20 protein-coding genes are annotated in these 14,878 nt (G+C 67.7%); 5 read left to right on the top strand and 15 right to left on the bottom strand.

Annotation, left to right across the window (positions count from 1 at the left end):
• Window positions 1–33: 33 nt before the first annotated feature.
• The gene (locus AC1RPL_RS07210) at window positions 34–351 is read right to left on the bottom strand and encodes a hypothetical protein (RefSeq protein WP_493068567.1); all 318 of its coding nucleotides are present in this window, start codon (window positions 349–351) and stop codon (window positions 34–36) included.
• On the bottom strand, window positions 348–557 hold the full coding sequence (locus AC1RPL_RS07205) for a hypothetical protein (protein ID WP_493068566.1): 210 nt from the start codon (window positions 555–557) through the stop codon (window positions 348–350). Before AC1RPL_RS07205 ends, AC1RPL_RS07210 begins: the two co-directional genes overlap by 4 nt.
• 95 nt (window positions 558–652) lie before the next feature.
• On the opposite strand from AC1RPL_RS07205, the gene AC1RPL_RS07200 reads away from it, so the two are divergent.
• The gene (locus tag AC1RPL_RS07200) at window positions 653–1,273 is read left to right on the top strand and encodes a S24 family peptidase (RefSeq protein WP_493068565.1); all 621 of its coding nucleotides are present in this window, start codon (window positions 653–655) and stop codon (window positions 1,271–1,273) included.
• A 97-nt stretch (window positions 1,274–1,370) separates the two neighbouring features.
• Here the strand turns inward: AC1RPL_RS07200 and AC1RPL_RS07195 are convergent, their stop codons facing one another.
• Window positions 1,371–1,556 (bottom strand): hypothetical protein, encoded by a 186-nt coding sequence (locus AC1RPL_RS07195; protein ID WP_493068564.1) that lies wholly within the window; start codon window positions 1,554–1,556, stop codon window positions 1,371–1,373.
• 157 nt (window positions 1,557–1,713) lie between these two features.
• Here AC1RPL_RS07195 and AC1RPL_RS07190 point away from each other — a divergent pair, with 157 nt between their 5' ends.
• Both AC1RPL_RS07190 and AC1RPL_RS07185 read left to right on the top strand, forming a co-directional pair.
• Window positions 1,714–1,926 carry a hypothetical protein gene (locus AC1RPL_RS07190; protein ID WP_493068563.1) on the top strand — a complete coding sequence of 71 codons (213 nt, stop codon included), beginning with the start codon at window positions 1,714–1,716 and terminating at the stop codon, window positions 1,924–1,926.
• A 213-nt stretch (window positions 1,927–2,139) separates the two neighbouring features.
• Window positions 2,140–3,912 (top strand): SLC13 family permease, encoded by a 1,773-nt coding sequence (locus AC1RPL_RS07185; RefSeq protein WP_493068562.1) that lies wholly within the window; start codon window positions 2,140–2,142, stop codon window positions 3,910–3,912.
• A 3-nt stretch (window positions 3,913–3,915) separates the two neighbouring features.
• Here the strand turns inward: AC1RPL_RS07185 and AC1RPL_RS07180 are convergent, their stop codons facing one another.
• Window positions 3,916–4,281 carry a VOC family protein gene (locus AC1RPL_RS07180; RefSeq protein WP_493068561.1) on the bottom strand — a complete coding sequence of 122 codons (366 nt, stop codon included), beginning with the start codon at window positions 4,279–4,281 and terminating at the stop codon, window positions 3,916–3,918.
• Window positions 4,282–4,340: 59 nt separating this feature from the next.
• Between AC1RPL_RS07180 and AC1RPL_RS07175 the strand changes: the two genes are divergently transcribed.
• Together AC1RPL_RS07175 and AC1RPL_RS07170 are read left to right on the top strand one after the other, a co-directional pair.
• Window positions 4,341–4,634 (top strand): helix-turn-helix domain-containing protein, encoded by a 294-nt coding sequence (locus AC1RPL_RS07175; protein WP_493068560.1) that lies wholly within the window; start codon window positions 4,341–4,343, stop codon window positions 4,632–4,634.
• Window positions 4,634–5,608, top strand: coding sequence for a quinone oxidoreductase family protein (locus tag AC1RPL_RS07170; RefSeq protein WP_493068559.1), 975 nt, complete (start codon window positions 4,634–4,636; stop codon window positions 5,606–5,608). The genes AC1RPL_RS07175 and AC1RPL_RS07170 overlap by 1 nt, the downstream gene beginning before the upstream one ends.
• Here AC1RPL_RS07170 and AC1RPL_RS07165 read toward each other — a convergent pair.
• The 11 genes from AC1RPL_RS07165 to AC1RPL_RS07115 all read right to left on the bottom strand — a co-directional run bounded on the left by AC1RPL_RS07165 (window position 5,605) and on the right by AC1RPL_RS07115 (window position 14,865).
• Window positions 5,605–6,441: a hypothetical protein gene (locus tag AC1RPL_RS07165; protein WP_493068558.1), complete on the bottom strand. Its 837-nt coding sequence runs from the start codon at window positions 6,439–6,441 to the stop codon at window positions 5,605–5,607. The two genes, AC1RPL_RS07170 and AC1RPL_RS07165, sit on opposite strands and share 4 nt — an antisense overlap.
• The gene (locus AC1RPL_RS07160) at window positions 6,441–7,865 is read right to left on the bottom strand and encodes an aldehyde dehydrogenase family protein (RefSeq protein WP_493068557.1); all 1,425 of its coding nucleotides are present in this window, start codon (window positions 7,863–7,865) and stop codon (window positions 6,441–6,443) included. The genes AC1RPL_RS07165 and AC1RPL_RS07160 overlap by 1 nt, the downstream gene beginning before the upstream one ends.
• A gap of 78 nt (window positions 7,866–7,943) precedes the next feature.
• Window positions 7,944–9,428, bottom strand: coding sequence for a PQQ-dependent sugar dehydrogenase (locus AC1RPL_RS07155; protein ID WP_493068556.1), 1,485 nt, complete (start codon window positions 9,426–9,428; stop codon window positions 7,944–7,946).
• Between the two features lie 76 nt (window positions 9,429–9,504).
• On the bottom strand, window positions 9,505–9,693 hold the full coding sequence (locus AC1RPL_RS07150) for a hypothetical protein (RefSeq protein ID WP_493068555.1): 189 nt from the start codon (window positions 9,691–9,693) through the stop codon (window positions 9,505–9,507).
• A 28-nt stretch (window positions 9,694–9,721) separates the two neighbouring features.
• Window positions 9,722–10,759 (bottom strand): hypothetical protein, encoded by a 1,038-nt coding sequence (locus tag AC1RPL_RS07145; protein WP_493068554.1) that lies wholly within the window; start codon window positions 10,757–10,759, stop codon window positions 9,722–9,724.
• Between the two features lie 15 nt (window positions 10,760–10,774).
• Window positions 10,775–11,131 (bottom strand): hypothetical protein, encoded by a 357-nt coding sequence (locus AC1RPL_RS07140; RefSeq protein ID WP_493068553.1) that lies wholly within the window; start codon window positions 11,129–11,131, stop codon window positions 10,775–10,777.
• A 2-nt stretch (window positions 11,132–11,133) separates the two neighbouring features.
• Window positions 11,134–11,607 carry a RebB family R body protein gene (locus AC1RPL_RS07135; RefSeq protein WP_493068552.1) on the bottom strand — a complete coding sequence of 158 codons (474 nt, stop codon included), beginning with the start codon at window positions 11,605–11,607 and terminating at the stop codon, window positions 11,134–11,136.
• A gap of 39 nt (window positions 11,608–11,646) precedes the next feature.
• Window positions 11,647–11,913: a RebB family R body protein gene (locus AC1RPL_RS07130; RefSeq protein WP_493068551.1), complete on the bottom strand. Its 267-nt coding sequence runs from the start codon at window positions 11,911–11,913 to the stop codon at window positions 11,647–11,649.
• 20 nt (window positions 11,914–11,933) lie between these two features.
• Window positions 11,934–12,209, bottom strand: coding sequence for a RebB family R body protein (locus AC1RPL_RS07125; protein ID WP_493068550.1), 276 nt, complete (start codon window positions 12,207–12,209; stop codon window positions 11,934–11,936).
• 29 nt (window positions 12,210–12,238) lie between these two features.
• Complete coding sequence (locus AC1RPL_RS07120; protein WP_493068549.1) at window positions 12,239–12,508, bottom strand: RebB family R body protein; 270 nt, start codon at window positions 12,506–12,508, stop codon at window positions 12,239–12,241.
• Between the two features lie 320 nt (window positions 12,509–12,828).
• The gene (locus tag AC1RPL_RS07115) at window positions 12,829–14,865 is read right to left on the bottom strand and encodes a M13 family metallopeptidase (protein WP_493068548.1); all 2,037 of its coding nucleotides are present in this window, start codon (window positions 14,863–14,865) and stop codon (window positions 12,829–12,831) included.
• Window positions 14,866–14,878 lie beyond the last annotated feature (13 nt).

The following is a 14,878-nucleotide window of genomic DNA, read 5'->3' as shown; positions in this document are numbered from 1 at the left end:
CTGGAACAAGTTCAGCATGACGTAGGCGTGCGTTCACCGTCCTTCCTCCACGGTCAGCACCTCCAGCGATATCGTCACCACGCCCTCCGCACGCCGGACATGCTCGACCACCAGGTCCGCCACCAGATGCCCGCGCAGGCGAAGTTCCGCCTCGGGCAGCCCCGCGATCCAGGCATCGAGCGCCTGGGAGGGCGGGGCCGTGAGCGCCAGCAAGTGGCGCGCGCCGGTGAAGGTGGCGCTGGCCCAGCGGGTCCAGTCCGATTGCGCGAGCGTCACCGGGCAGCCGGCGCCGTCGGCGCTGGCTTCGAGCGCGCGGCGCAGCAGCGTCTCCGCATCGGGTCCGCGGCTCATTGGCCGGGCCCCTGCTGGCGCTGCTGCATCGCCGGCTTTTGCGCGGCGAGGAATGCTTCGACCCGCGCGGTGATCTGCGGGCCGGGCTCGCGCCCCATGCGCAGGTCGAACACGAAGCGCGGGTCGCGCACCGCCAGGCGGCCGAATTTGGTAGGCGGCATATCCGTTTGCCGAAGAAATTTCTCGATCTTGCGATGCACCGACATGTGCCCTTCTCCCGTTCCGAGTCGCTGAAGATCGTTCCTAGTTTGTTCCTCATTTCCTACTTGTCTAGGAAAATTCCTACGGGTATGGCGAGAATATGGAACCGGATGCGCAACGGGCCGCGCTTAGGGCGCTGATCGCAGAGACGGGCGCGAGCCTCTCCGAGCTGTCGGAGCTGCTCGGGCGCAACAAGGCGTATCTGCAGCAATATCTGGAACGCGGGACGCCGCGACTGCTGGCGGAGGCCGATCGCGCGCTGCTCGCGCGCTATTTCGGCGTGCCCGAGGCGCGGCTGGGCGGGCCCGAGCTGGACGGGCTGGTCGAGGTGCCGCGGCTCGACGTGGGCGCGTCGGCCGGGCCGGGTGGACTGGTGGAGGGAGAGGCGCGGCGGCGGCCGGGGGCGCTCTCGCCTGCCTTGCTGCGCGAACTGGGCGTGCGTGCCGAGGCGGCCTCGATGATCCGGGTGAAAGGCGATTCGATGCTGCCGACGCTGGCGGACGGCGACGAGATCCTGGTGGATCGCGACCGGCGCCGCATCGAAGGACGGGGCGGGGTGTTCGTGATCCGGCTCGACGGCGAGCTGATGGTCAAGCGGCTGCGCACGGGAGTGGGCGGGATCGAAGTGATCTCGGACAACCCGGACTGGGAGACGCGCGTGGTGGCGGCGCGGGACCTGGATGTGGTCGGGCGCGTGGCCTGGCTGGGACGGGCGATTTAGCCGATTCCGTCACCCTGAACCTGTTTCAGGGTCCAACTCTCCACCAGCGATATCCCCTGAGGCGCGTTGGATGCTGAAACAAGTTCAGCATGACGCACTAGCGTCCCGTCCGTATCCGATCGATCACCCAAACCAGCACCAGCAGCGCGACGCCGACGCCCAGGCCGACGACGAATCCGAACGAAGCCTCGCCGCGGACGATGCCGGCGAACACGCCGATGATCAGGGCGAGCGCGAGCAGGAAGCCGCCGGCCATCGGCGTCTTGGAGGGGGTCTTGGTCATGGCTGCTCTCTGCCACGTCCCGGGCCGGGACGCCACCTGTGCCATGCCGGGGCAGGTGGCACGGCGAATTCGGGATGGTTAGCAAAAGTTCAGCATCGTGTGCGGCGGAGAGTGTTGATTTCGCTGGATTTGGCACGGGGCGCGCATCTGCGCGCGCATGGATATGATGCCTTATCTCGGCGATCGCCGCGAAATCACCGATGCGAACGAACTCATCAGCCTGTTCGGCGAACTGGCCGGCAGCGAAGCCGCGGCGCGTGCCGACCGTAGCCGCGACCTGGGCAACCATGTGCATTTCTGCCGCTGGCGCCAGATCGAGCGGCTGATCGTGCTGATGTCGGTCGGGCGCGCGGTGGGGACGGTGCATTGAACTCCCAAAATCCTCCCCGAGCTTGCTCGGGGAGGGGGACCGCCGCCGAAGGCGGGGGTGGAGGGGCGCCGGGTACCGGCGCGTTGCGCCGGCCCCTGCACCATCGCTGCGCGATGGTCCCCCTCCCCCAGACAAGCTGGGGGAGGATTTACTAGGCACGGACCCCGAGCCATCCCCTCGCGTTAGGCACTCAGCTCCAGCGCCGAGGCCCGATTGAATACTCCCCAGCTGCTTTCCGTCGGCGTGCTCACGGGCATGATGCTGCTCTTCATCTGGGGGAAGTTCCGCTACGATCTGGTCGCGGTGATCGCGCTGCTCGCGGCGCTGGCGGTGGGCGTGGTCAAGCCCAAGCAAGCCTTTACCGGTTTCTCCGACGACATCGTGATCATCGTCGCCTCGGCGCTGGTGCTCTCCGGCGCGGTGCAGCGATCGGGGGTGATCGAGAGCGCGATGCTGCTGCTCCAGAAGCGCGTGACGCGGATACGCTCGCAGCTGTTGCTGCTCAGCGCCTCGGTCGGCTTCGCATCCGCGCTGGTCAAGAATATCGGCGCGCTTGCGATGATGATCCCCGTCGCCCTGCAGATGGCCAAGAAATCGAACGTGTCGCCGGCCGCCTATCTGATGCCGATGTCCTTCGCGTCGCTGCTCGGCGGGTTGATCACGCTGATCGGGACTTCGCCCAACATCATCGTCAGCCGGGTGCGCGAGGAGATGACCGGCCAGCCCTTCGGCATGTTCGACTATGCGCCGGTCGGGCTGGGGCTGACGCTGGTCGGCCTCATCTTCCTGCGCTTCGGCTATCGGCTGCTGCCGCGCGACCGGCGGGCAGCGCCGAGCCTGGGCGAGGCGATCGACATCCAGGATTATGTCACCGAGGCCGAGATCCCGGCGGGGTCTCCGGCGGTGGACGAGACGGTGTCGGCGTTCCGCGAGCGGCATGACGGCGAGGTGCAGGTCACTGCGATCCTGCGCGCCGGCATAAGATCGATGCCGTTCCCCGACACGGTGCTGAAGCCCGAGGATTTGCTGATCCTCGCCGGATCGCCCGACGCGCTGGAGCGGGTGATCGCCGGCGACAGGCTCGAGCTCGAAGGCGCAGGACGTGAGCGGCCCGAAGGGGCCGAAGGCGAAGTCGGCGTGATCGAGGCGGTGATCGGCACCGAAAGCCCGCTGATCGGTCGCACCGCCGGACGGCTGGGGCTGCACGAACGCTTCGGGGTGAACCTGATCGCGGTGTCGCGCCAGGGCGACAGGCTGGCGCGGCGGCTGGGCGAGATCGCGCTGCAGGCGGGCGATGTGATCGTGCTGCAGGGTCCGCTCGACCTGCTGTTCGAGCGGCTCTCCGAACTGGGCTGCCTGCCGCTCGCCCAGCGGACCTTGCGGCTGGGCAGCGTGCGCAAGGGGCTGTTGCCGCTGGTGATCCTGGGTGCGGCGATGTTCGCGACGGCGATGGGCTATGTGCCGGTGGCAGTGGCGTTCTTCGCGGCGGCAGGGCTGACGATCCTGCTCGGCGCGCTGCCGGTGCGCGAAGCCTACGACCATATCGAATGGCCGATCCTGGTGATGCTCGGCGCGCTGATTCCGGTCTCGGATTCGCTGCGGACGACCGGGGCGAGCGAGATCATCGGCGACTGGCTGGGGCATTTCGCCGCGACGCTGCCGGTTTGGGGCGCGGTGGCGCTGATCCTGGCGGCGGCGATGGCGGTGACGCCGTTCCTCAACAATGCCGCGACCGTGCTGGTGATGGCGCCGATCGCCGCAACCTTTGCCGGTCAGCTGGGCTATCGTCCCGAGGCGTTCCTGATGGCGACCGCGGTGGGCGCGGGCTGCGACTTCCTCACCCCGATCGGCCACCAGTGCAACACGCTGGTGATGGGGCCGGGCGGGTACAAGTTCGGCGACTACGCAAGATTGGGCGCGCCGTTATCGGTGATCGTGCTGGTGGTGGGGACGCCGCTGATCCTGTGGGTGTGGCCGGTACACTGAGTGTCAGCGGCTCGACAGGACGAAGCTGTTGCCATCGGGATCGCGGAACCTGGCGAAACTGCCCCAGGGCTGCTTCTCCGGCGGACCCTCGAATTCCACCCCGCGGGCGCCGAGCTGGCGCCAGGTGTAATCGACATCGTCGCAGGCGAAGGAGCCGTTGAAGAAACTGCCGATGCGGTCCTCCTGCCCTTCGGGTGTGAACAGTACCACGCCGGTTTCGGCGCCGGGGATGCCGAGCTCGATCCAGCGCTTGCCCGGGCCCATCGGCTGGTCTGTTATGATGCGGAAGCCCATCTTCTCGGTCCAGAAGGCGAGCGCGCGGTCCTGGTCCGAGGTCGGGATGGTGACGAATTTGAGCTGCTTGATCATGAAGCCATTCGTAGCGCGGCGGGTTGCCGGGTGGGAGCATGGCAGCTATTGCTATAGCAATGGCTGCGCCGCTCGCTCTCGATCCCTATGTCGTCGACGTGCTGATGCCCGATCTGGTCGGGCATGACCGCAAGCCTTCGGCCTTTCTCGTCTATTTGCTGGTCGAGGCGATGGAGACGGAGCGAGTGCCGCTGGGCTATTCGGCGATCGCCGAGCGCACCGGCCTGTCGCGGCGGACCTGCCAGGAGGCACTCGCGCATCTCGAGCGGCGCGGGCTGATCGCGATCGAGCGGCGTGGGGACAATGAAGCGGCGCGGCTGCGGCCGCTCCGGCCTTGGAAACGGAGAGTGTGATGGAACGGATGGCGCGGATCGAGGCTGTCGGAGGCCCCGAGGTGATCCAATGGGTGGATGTCGATCTGCCGCCGCCGGGCCCGGGCGAGGTGCGGATGCGCAACACCGCGGTGGGCTTGAACTTCATCGACACCTATCATCGGTCGGGCCTGTATCCGGTGCCGCTGCCGAGCGGCCTTGGCGGCGAAGCGGCCGGCCTGGTCGAGGCAGTGGGCGAGGGCGTGACCGGCTTCGCGGCGGGAGACCGGGTGGCGACCTTCGGGCCTGGGCTCGGCGCCTATGCGACGGCGCGCAATTTGCCCGCGAAGCTGCTGTTCGCGCTGCCCGACGGCATCAGCGACGAGACTGCGGCGGCGACGCTACTCAAGGGCTGCACGGTGGAGTTCCTGGTCGAGCGTGCTGCCCGGGTGCAGCCGGATTGGACGGTGCTCGTCCACGCCGCGGCCGGCGGGGTCGGGCAGATCGCGGTGCGCTGGCTGAAGGCGATCGGGGCGACGGTGATCGGCACGGTGGGACATGCCGACAAGGTAGCGCTCGCCGAGGCGGCCGGCGCGGATCATGTGCTGCTTTCGCGCGAAGAGGATATCGCCGCGCGGGTGAAGGAGATTACCGGCGGCGACGGCGCGCCGGTGGTGCTCGACGGGGTCGGCAAGGCGACGTGGGAAGCATCGCTGGCCTCGTGCGCGCGACGCGGGCTGATCCTGAGCTATGGCAATGCCAGCGGCCCGGTGGAGGGCGTGAACCTTGCCACGCTCAACGCGCATGGCTCGCTGTTCGTCACACGACCCAAGCTGTTCGACTATTACGTCACGCCCGAGGAGCGCGCGGCGGGGGTCGCCCGGCTGTTCGCGATGCTGGAGAAGGGTGCCGTGACGGCGGAAATCGGCCAGCGGTTCGCGTTGGAGGACGCGGCCGATGCGCACCGGGCGCTGGAGGCGGGAAAGACGACGGGGTCCACGATTCTCGTGCCCTAGATGCTGTTCGGGTCTGGCGCTTGCGGCCGGACCGGGCGGCGCTCGACTACTTCGGTGGTCGTGCGGGTCTCGGTCTGGCCGTCGCGGGTGATGGTCATTGCGGTGATACGGGTGCGGCGGCGGGCCTCGCCAGTGGCATCGGTGTCGATGGTGACCTTGATCGTGCCGGAAATCTGATCGGCGGCATGCGCCATGCGTACTGCATCAGGTGTCAGCGGCTTCCGGTTGATCTCGGCGATTACCAGATCGGCGTCGGCCAGTTCCTTGCGGACGGTGTCGGGATCGAGGGCGAGCTCGGCGGTAAAGCCCTTGCCGTTCGGCAGGGTCTTGAGCGGCACGGCGCGGATCGCGTGGTCGTCGGTATAGGCAGCACCCTCGACGGGCTTCTGCCGGTCGATCGAAACGGCCTCGACGGCGCGCAGGGCGGTCTCGGGATCGCACTCGATGCGGAAGGCGTTCCAAGTGAAGACCCAGTGGCCGCAGGCGGAGCGCGGCAGTGTCGCGTCCTTGAGCCACTTGTCGATGCGCACCTCCAGCTCGGCGCGGTTGCGCAGCTGGAGCGGGCCGGTCCGCGGCCTGAAGACGCGGAGGGGGAAGGTCCAGTCGCTGGGCTGGCTACCGGGCGGCAGGCTGTATTCGAGTTCGACGCCCGCCGGCGTGACCGCGACTATGCGCTCGATCAGCGCATCGCTGTCGTGCGAGCTGCCACTCGATCCGCGGGTGTCTTGCGACTGCATGTCGCTGGTGCGGATGATCTGGACCTGATCACCCGCTGCTTGCGCCGCCGCGACGGACGGCGCGAGCAGCGCGGCGAGGACGACGAGGGCGCGCATCAGGCCAGCGCGCCGACCATCGCCTTCACTTCCATGAACTCGGCCAGGCCGAACTTGCCGTGCTCGCGGCCATTGCCCGACTGCTTGTAGCCGCCGAACGGCAGGTTGGGGTCGGGCTGGCCGCCATTCACATAGACCATGCCGGCGCGTAGCCGCGGCGCGACGCGCTTGATCGCGGCGGCGTCGCCGAACACCACCGCGGACAGACCGTAATCGGTGTCGTTGGCGATGCGGACCGCGTCTTCCTCATCCTGATAGGGGATGATCGTGACGACGGGGCCGAAGATCTCTTCGCGGGCGATCGTCATGTCGTTGGTAACGCCGGAGAAGAGGGTCGGGCGGACGAAATAGCCGGTCTCGACGCCATCCGGGCGGCCGGGGCCGCCGGCCTCGAGCTTGGCGCCTTCCTCCATGCCCTTGGCGATCAGGCCCTGGACCTTCTCCCACTGGGTCTTGTTGACCAGCGGGCCGATATGGCGGCCTTCCTCGGTCGGATCGCCGGTCTGCGTTGCCTTCATCACTTCGGCGGCGGCGGCGGCGACCTCGGCGTGGAGGGATTGGGGCACGAGCAGGCGGGTGGGGGCGATGCAGCTCTGGCCCGAGTTCATGAGGACGCTGAACAGCGTGGTCTGGACCGCGCGGCCGAGATCGGCGCCCTCCAGCATCAGCGAAGGCGACTTGCCACCCAGTTCCTGGTGGACACGCTTGACCGTCTCGGCGGCATTCTTGGCCACCAGCACGCCGGCGCGAGTCGAGCCGGTGAAGCTCACCATGTCGACGCCCTTGTGGCGGCTGAGCGCGGTGCCGACGCCGGGGCCGTCGCCGTTGATCAGGTTGAACACGCCCGCGGGCACGCCGGCGGCGGCCAGTACTTCGGCGAAGATCACCGCGCAGCCCGGGGCTTCCTCGCTGGGCTTGAGGATCATCGTGCAGCCGGCGGCAAGCGCGGGCGCAACCTTGGAGACGATCTGGTTGAGCGGCCAGTTCCAGGGGGTGATCATCGCCACCACGCCGATCGGCTCATGGACGACCAGGCTGTTGCCGATCTGCTCGTCGAACTGGAAGTCGCGCAGTGCCTTGGCGGCGGACAGGAAATGGCCGAGGCCCGAGCCGACCTGCGCGGTCTTGGCCAGGCTGATCGGGGCGCCCATCTCGGCGCTGATCGCCTCCGCCATGTCGCCGGCGCGGGCCTTGTACTCGACCAGGATGCGCTCGATCAGCGCCACGCGCTCGTCGACGCTGGTGCGCGAGAAGCTTTCGAACGCGGTGCGCGCGGCGGCGACGGCCTTGTCGACATCGGCTTCGGAGCCGAGCGTGATCTCGCTGACGGCTTCCTCGGTGGCGGGGTTGATCACTTCATGGCGCGTGCCGCCGACGCTCTCGACCCATTCGCCGCCGATGAACTGCTTCAGATAGCTACGCATCCCTCGCCTCTCCGATTCTCGAATATTCGGTATGGCGCCCTAGATGGACAGTTGCGTTTCGCAACGCAAGAGTGCGACTCAGGCAGGGGCGATCATGAAGATGCTGCCGCCGATATCGACCAGATAGACGTTTCCGGCGCCGTCCTGCCCGAACGAGACGAGGCTGCCGATCGCGCCGGCATCGGGGGTGAAGTCGACATTGCGGCGCTCGTAATTCGCATTGGAGAAGAGCGAGCCCTGGACGAGCGCGGAATAGGGCAGCGTCCAGATATTGCCGCTGACATAGTCGCCGAAGATGTAGCTGCCCTGGAGCGAAGTGACGGGGCCGCGATAGACATAGCCGCCGATGATCGAGGCGCCCTGCTTGGGGCCGCTGCCATGGTCATATTGCGAGACGGGGGCGGTGAGGCCGGCCGGCGCGGTGCCGGTATAGGCCTGGGTGCCCTCCAGGAAGCGCCAGCCGAAATTGAGTCCGGGCGAGGCGATCGGGGCGAGATCGATCTCCTCGATCGCGCCCTGGCCGACATCTGCGATGACGAGCGTGTTGCCGTCGAAGCTGTTGCGGAACGGATTCCGCAGGCCATAGGCGAAGATGTACGGATCGCCGCCGCCGCCCGCGAAGGGGTTGGCCGGTGCGGGCGCGAAAGGCGTGGCCGAGCCGGGGGTGGTGTCGATGCGCAGGCGCAGGATCTTGCCGAGCCGCGAATTGACGTTCTGGGCGTTGTTGCTCGGATCGCCGCCGCCGCCGCCATCGCCGGTGGCATCGTAGAGCAGTCCGTCCGGCCCGAAGGCGATCCAGCCGCCATTATGATTGTCGTTGGTGGGGTGGGGGGTCGAGAGCGCAGTGCGGTAGCCGGCGCTGCCGATCGTGTATTCGCGGATCTCGAGGCTGCCGTCGGGCGCGACGGCGTGGACAAAGACCACGTTAGACGTGGCGAAATCGGGGCGCGGGGCGATGCCGAGCAGGCCGCGCTCGCCGCTGGTCGATAGGTTGCCGACAGTGAAGGCGAGCGCCTTCGCACCCGTCGAAGGCGTGAGGAAATAGACGCCGCCGCCCTTCTCCACCACGAAGACGCGGGCATTGTCGCCGGGCACCGCCGCCACATAGAGCGGCTGGTTGAAGCCGGTGCCGACGCGCTTGACCGCGATGCCTTCCTTGCTGTCGGTGACGGTGATCGCGACGTCGCGTGTGGTGTTCAGGCTGGCATCGCTTGCGCGCAGCTGGACCTGGTAGACATTGTTGCCATCGGCATCCTTGGGCGTCTCGAAGCTCGGAGCAGCGAGAAAGCTGAGCGCGCCGGACGCGGTGATCGTGAAGAGCGCGGCATCGGGGCCGCCCGCGATCGAGAAGGTGATCGGGTTGGCTTCGGCGTCGGTAGCGGTCGCCTGATAGGCCAGGACCGTGTTCTCGGCGACGCTGGCTGTGGTGCCTGACGTGAAGCTGGGCGCGGTGTTGGCCGCGGTGGGCGTGGGGGTCGGCATAGGCGAGGGGCCGCCGGAATTGTCCGAACCGGAACAGGCAGCGAGCAGCAACAGGCCGGCGAGCGGGGGTGCGATACGCATGCGAGGTCCTCCCTACGAACCACAACCGCAACGCGGGGAAGCCGTCCCCGTTCCGCTTAACCAACAATCCTTGCCGTCAGTCCTTGTCGGCGGGCTTGGCCTTGGCCGCCGGTTTGGCGTTGGTCGCCGCGGCGTCAGGCTCGGCTTCCGGCTCGGGCTCCGGTGGCAAGGCACGGGCGGCAAGCGCTGCGGCGGATACGGCCGCCGCCTCGGCCGCGACGGCATCGGCGATCGCGGCATGGGCACTCAACAGCTTGTCGCTCATCTGACCTCTCCTTGCGGGACTCTCGGGCTTAGTCGGCCGTGACCTTGGGGGCGAAGCGCTGGAGCGTTACCGATCCGGTGGCTTCCAGCATCAGTTCGGCCTCGGCCTTCTGCTCGCCGAGCATGCCCTGGACCGCATAGCGTGCCGAAGCGCCGTCCTGGCCGATGCGGGCGCGGGGCAGTGCCGAGGCGGTGAGCAGCGTCTGGGCCTGGGCGAGATAGTTGTCGACGACTGCCTGGCCGTCCGAACCGCTCTCGCCGCGATAGCCGCCATTGGCGACAAGCTGCCAGACGCCGCGTGACAGGCGTGGGAAGCCGATCCGGCGGCCCGATGCGATCCACCCGGCAATGGCGGCGGCAAGCTCCTGCGGGCCGACAAAGCCCGAAACCGCCGGGCAATCGAGTGCGTCGAACAGCAAGGGCGGTAATGTGGTGAGTGCCGTGCGCGCGGCGTCGGGGGTGAGCGGATCGGGGCCGGTGGTCAGCGCGAGCCAGGCACGGACATAGTCGGCGAATTCGGCGGGGCTATAGGCCCAATCGACTGCGAAGCGGGCAGCGTTCTTCTGGAGCGCGGCACTCGGCGCGCCTTCTGCCGCAAGATCGGCCCTGAGCGCGAGCAGGCCGAGCCGGTCGCCCAGCGACAGCAGCTGGAACAGCGGCGCGGCGCCCACGCCGAGCGACTTGAGCAGCGCATCCGCGCCGGCGAGATCGGCGGCGGTGGCGAGGGTCTCCTCGGCGAGGATCTTCGCGGCACGCGCGGTGTCGGCGCCCTCGCTGCCGGCCTCGACCGCGACCAGTTGCTGCAGGCCGGCCGCGGAGATCGCAATCAGCCGCGCGGCGCCGGCCATCAGCCCGAGCTTGGGCAGCAGCACCAGCGGCGTGCCGTGCAGACCCTGTTGCGCGGCGACGACGAGCGCCATCTCGTCCTCGAATGCATAGCTGCTCGTTGCGGCGATCGCGTGGGCCAGCCATTCATTGCCGCCGTCGATGCAGCTCAAAACCAGCAAAGCGGGTTGCGACAATCCGTTCGGGCTCTGGATCAGGCGGCGAGCGATGATCAGGCTCATCCCTGCTTCCTCCGTTCAATTGGTCGGGAATTCCTTGAGCGACTTCGCCGCGGCGGTGCAGACCGCGGCGTAATGATCCGCCGCAAGGGCGAGCGCGCTTTGCGCCGCTTCGTACATCTTCTGCCCCGTCGCGGGGTCGTCGATCATCTGCGCCATGGCGACGCCGAGGGCGGTGGCCGAAATGCTGGAGAGGTTGCGCAGCGTATCGGTCGCGTCCTGGATCGCGATCGCAGCCGAGACGGCGACGCTCTGATAGGCGCGGCCGGCGCCGCCGCCGATCAGCACCTGCTGTGCCATCGTCGCGGCTTGGCTCTGGTTGATGGCGTCGAGGATCGCCGGATCGATGGTCGCGGAGCTATCGGGGTCGGCCATGGTCAGCCCTCCTTGGCGCCGCGCGCCGGCGTCTTGGCATCCGTGCTACCGCTAGCGGCCGGGGGCGATGCGGGCGTGGGTTGGGGCGGGGCGGCTTGGGCCTGGAGCGTCGAAAGCGCCGCGCGCGCGACCGCGCCTTCGTCCCCCAGCGATACGGCGTAGCTTTGGAGCACTTCGATCGCCTCCTCGGCTTCGGCGGTTGCCTCGGCGATCACGTCTGCCGGTGCGGGCGGTGCACCCCTGAGGATCGGCGATCGCGCCGCCAGGATGCGGGCACAGGCGGCGGTGGCCGCGGCCGCGCCGGAGGTCGCCGATTGCTGGTGGCGCTGGGCCGCGCCGTGCAGCAGCGTGCCCAGCGCCTGGGCGGCGGCGAGATCGACCATCGCCTGGGCGCTCGCGGGCGCCTGGCCGGTCACCAGGGTGTTCACCGTGGCGATCGAGTCGAGAATCTGGTCGTTTACCGCGGATCGGGACATGGTTTGGCTCCTGGGCGGGGCGCAGGCTAGGCTAGGCGGTCAGCCCAGGACGCCTCGCGTCGATAGCGCATCCGAGGCGGTGTCGATCGAATAGAGCGTCGTGACGCCCGAGGTCGTCGCCGCCTGTGCGGTGATGTTGGACTGTTGTTGCGCGGCAGTGGCGTTGTGCGCGGCGTTGGCCAGCGCCTGCGCGGTCGCCTGGTAGAGATTGCCCATCGCGATTGCGGGGGCGTCGCCCAGCACCTTCACATTGGCCTGGGTTACGCTGTCGGTGATCTGGTCGTTGACCGAGGTCGGGAATGCCATGGTTGTGCTCCTTGCGCGATTCAGGCGGCGGGCGGGGCGCTGAAGAGCGCATCGGCCGCGTCGACTGCGCCGACCAGCGAATAGAGCGTCGCCACGCCCATGGTGGTAGCGGCCTGGGCCGTGACATAGCTTTGCTGCTGCGCATTGGTGGCGTTGTGCGCGGCGTTGGACAGCGCTTGGGCGGTGGCGACGAACAGGTTGCCCATCGCGATCGCAGGCGCATCGCCGAGCACCTTGGTGTTCGCCTGGCTGACCGAGTCGGTGATCTGGCTGTTTACTGCCGTGGGAAATGCCATGGGAGTTTCCTTTCCGTGCCGGGGCCGCTTCAGGCCGCGAGGGGAGGCGTGACGAGGACGGTTTCACCGCCGGCGGCCGCGGCATAGAGCGCGGCGACGCCGGTCGCGGTCGCCGCCTGGGCGAGGATGAAATGCTGCTGCTGGGCATGGACGCTCGCCAGCGCCGCCTGGGCAAGTGCCTGCGCCGTCAGCTGATAGAGCTGCGCGAGCGCAACGGCGGGGGCATCGCCGATCACATTGACGCCAATTTGCGAGATGGAATCCGTGATCTGGCTGTTGACCGAAGTTACTTCTGCCATGTCGACCCCTCCCCATGATCACGTGTCGCGAACGCACGCCAATGCGATCCGCAATCATGCGGCCACAAAATGCGGAAATATCAAGTAAAGTCAGGTAATGATAAAGACTCAACTTGCTTGTCAACAAGTCGTTTTGGGAAAGCTATTGCCGGCAGCGAAATTTGCAAGCGGAAATATAGATTGATATCGTCTTCATATATTTCTGAATATGACGCCGTTTCGGTGTAAATCGCGCAAGAACTTGAAAATACACGAGTCGTCCAAAACAAAGGGCGCCCGGGTATTCCGGACGCCCTTTGGATTTTCCGTGACCGACGCGCTTACCAGACGTGGACGCGTTCCTCGGGTGGCAGATACAGCTTGTCGCCGGGCTGCACGCCGAATGCGCGATACCATTCGTCCATGTTCCGGACGATACCGTTGACTCGGTATTCCTCGGGGCTGTGCGGGTTGGAGAGGAGCTGGGCGCGCAGCGCGCCTTCGCGGGCCTTGCCCTGCCAGCTCTGCGCATAGGCGATGAAGAAGCGCTGGTCGCCGGTGTAGCCGTCGATCACCGCCGGTTCGCCGTGGCGCGAGACGTAGCGGCGATAGGCTGCGTACGCCGCCTCGAGCCCGCCCAGGTCGCCCAAGTTCTCGCCGAGGGTGAGCTGGCCCTTGATGTGGACGCCGGGGATCGGCTCATAGGCGTCGAACTGCTTGACCAGCGCCTGGGCATGCGCGGTGTAGCGCGTCGCCGATTCCGCGGTCCACCAGTCGCGCAGCTTGCCGCTGGCATCGTACTGGCGGCCTTCGTCGTCGAAGCCGTGGCCCATCTCATGGCCGATCGTCGCGCCCGTCTCGCCATAATTGACCGCGGGGTCGGCGGCGGGATCGAAGAAGGGCGGCTGGAGCTGCGCGGCGGGGAAGGTGACCTGGTTGAGGACCGGATCATAATAGGCGTTCACCGTCTGCGGGGTCATGTCCCAAAGGCTGCGATCGACCGGCTTGCCGAGGCGCGAGAGCTGGAGCTTCCACTCGAAGGTATCGGAGGCGAGGTCGTTGGCGAGCGGATCGGTGCGGCTGACCGGCATTGCCGAATAGTCGATATACTTCACCGGCCCGCCGAGGCGCGGATCGAAGGCGGCGAGCTTGGCGAGCGCTTCCTTTCGGGTCGGCGCGTCCATCCACTTGGCGGCGTTGATCTTGTCGGCATAGGCGGCGCGCAGGTCTTCGACCAGCTCGTTCGCCTGGGTGGCGGCTTCCTTGGTCCAGTGGCGCTCGGCGTAGATCTTGCCGAGCGCTTCGCCGAGGCTGCCGTCGAGCAGGCGCACGCCGCGCTTCCAACGCGGGGCCTGCGCCTTCACATCGTTGAGCGTGCGGCTGTAGAAATCGAAGCGGGCGTCGTCGAAGGCCTTGGGAAGGTACGAGGCGTGATCGCTGACGAAGCGATAGGCGACCCAGTCCTTCCAGGTCGCGAGCGGCACATCGGCCAGGCGCTTGCCGGCGGCGGTGACGGCGGTGGTTTCGCGGACGATAACGGTCGGCATCTTGGCCAGGCCCATATGCGCGAGCGTGGCGTCCCAATCGAATTCCGGGGCAAGCTTGGCCAGCTGCGCGCGGGTCATCGGGTTATAGGTCTTTTGCGGGTCGCGGCGCGCCTCGGGCGTCCACTGGTCCTTCGCCAGGCGGGTTTCGAGCGCGAGGATCGCGTCGGCCTTCGCTTCGGCATCGGGAATCCCGGCGAGTTGCTGGATCTTCACGACATAGGCGCGGTACGCCTTGCGGATCGCGACGTACTTCTCGCCGTCGAGCAGATAATAGTCGCGCGTGGGGAGGCCCAGCCGGCTCTGTCCAGCCATGACGGTGTACTGGGTGGGGTTCTTCTCGTCGGCCGAGATGCCGATGCCGACGGGGCTGGCATAGCCGGGCTCGGCCATCAGCAGGTTGAGGCCCAGGCGGTCCTTCACCGCGGCGATGCCGGTGAGATAGGGCTTGAGCGGCGCGGCGCCGCGCGCCTCGATCCCGGCCTCGTCCATCCACGCGGCGTAGAAGTCCGATACCTGGCGCAGGGTCGGATCGATGGGGCGCGCGCCCGCGCCCTCGACCAGCGCGCGGATCTCGATCTCGGTTTCGTCGGGCAGGTCGTAATTATAGCCGGCGCGGGACTTGTCCTCGGCGATGGGCGCGTCGCGCAGCCAGGTCCCCTCGGCGAATCGGAAGAAGTCGTCGCCGGGCTTCACGCTCTTGTCCATCGTCGCGTAATCGACGCCCCAGGTCCCGTATCTGGGCTTGGCGGGCGCAGTCTGGGCGAGGGCGGGGGCGGCGAGCGCGGATGTGCCGAGCAGCAGCGCGGCGGCGGCGAGACGATTGAGTCGCATGTGGGGAAACCTC

The sequence above is a fragment of the Sphingomonas sp. GW821-FHT12D09 genome (assembly GCF_058807215.1).
This window is presented reverse-complemented; position numbering and strand designations above follow the sequence as displayed.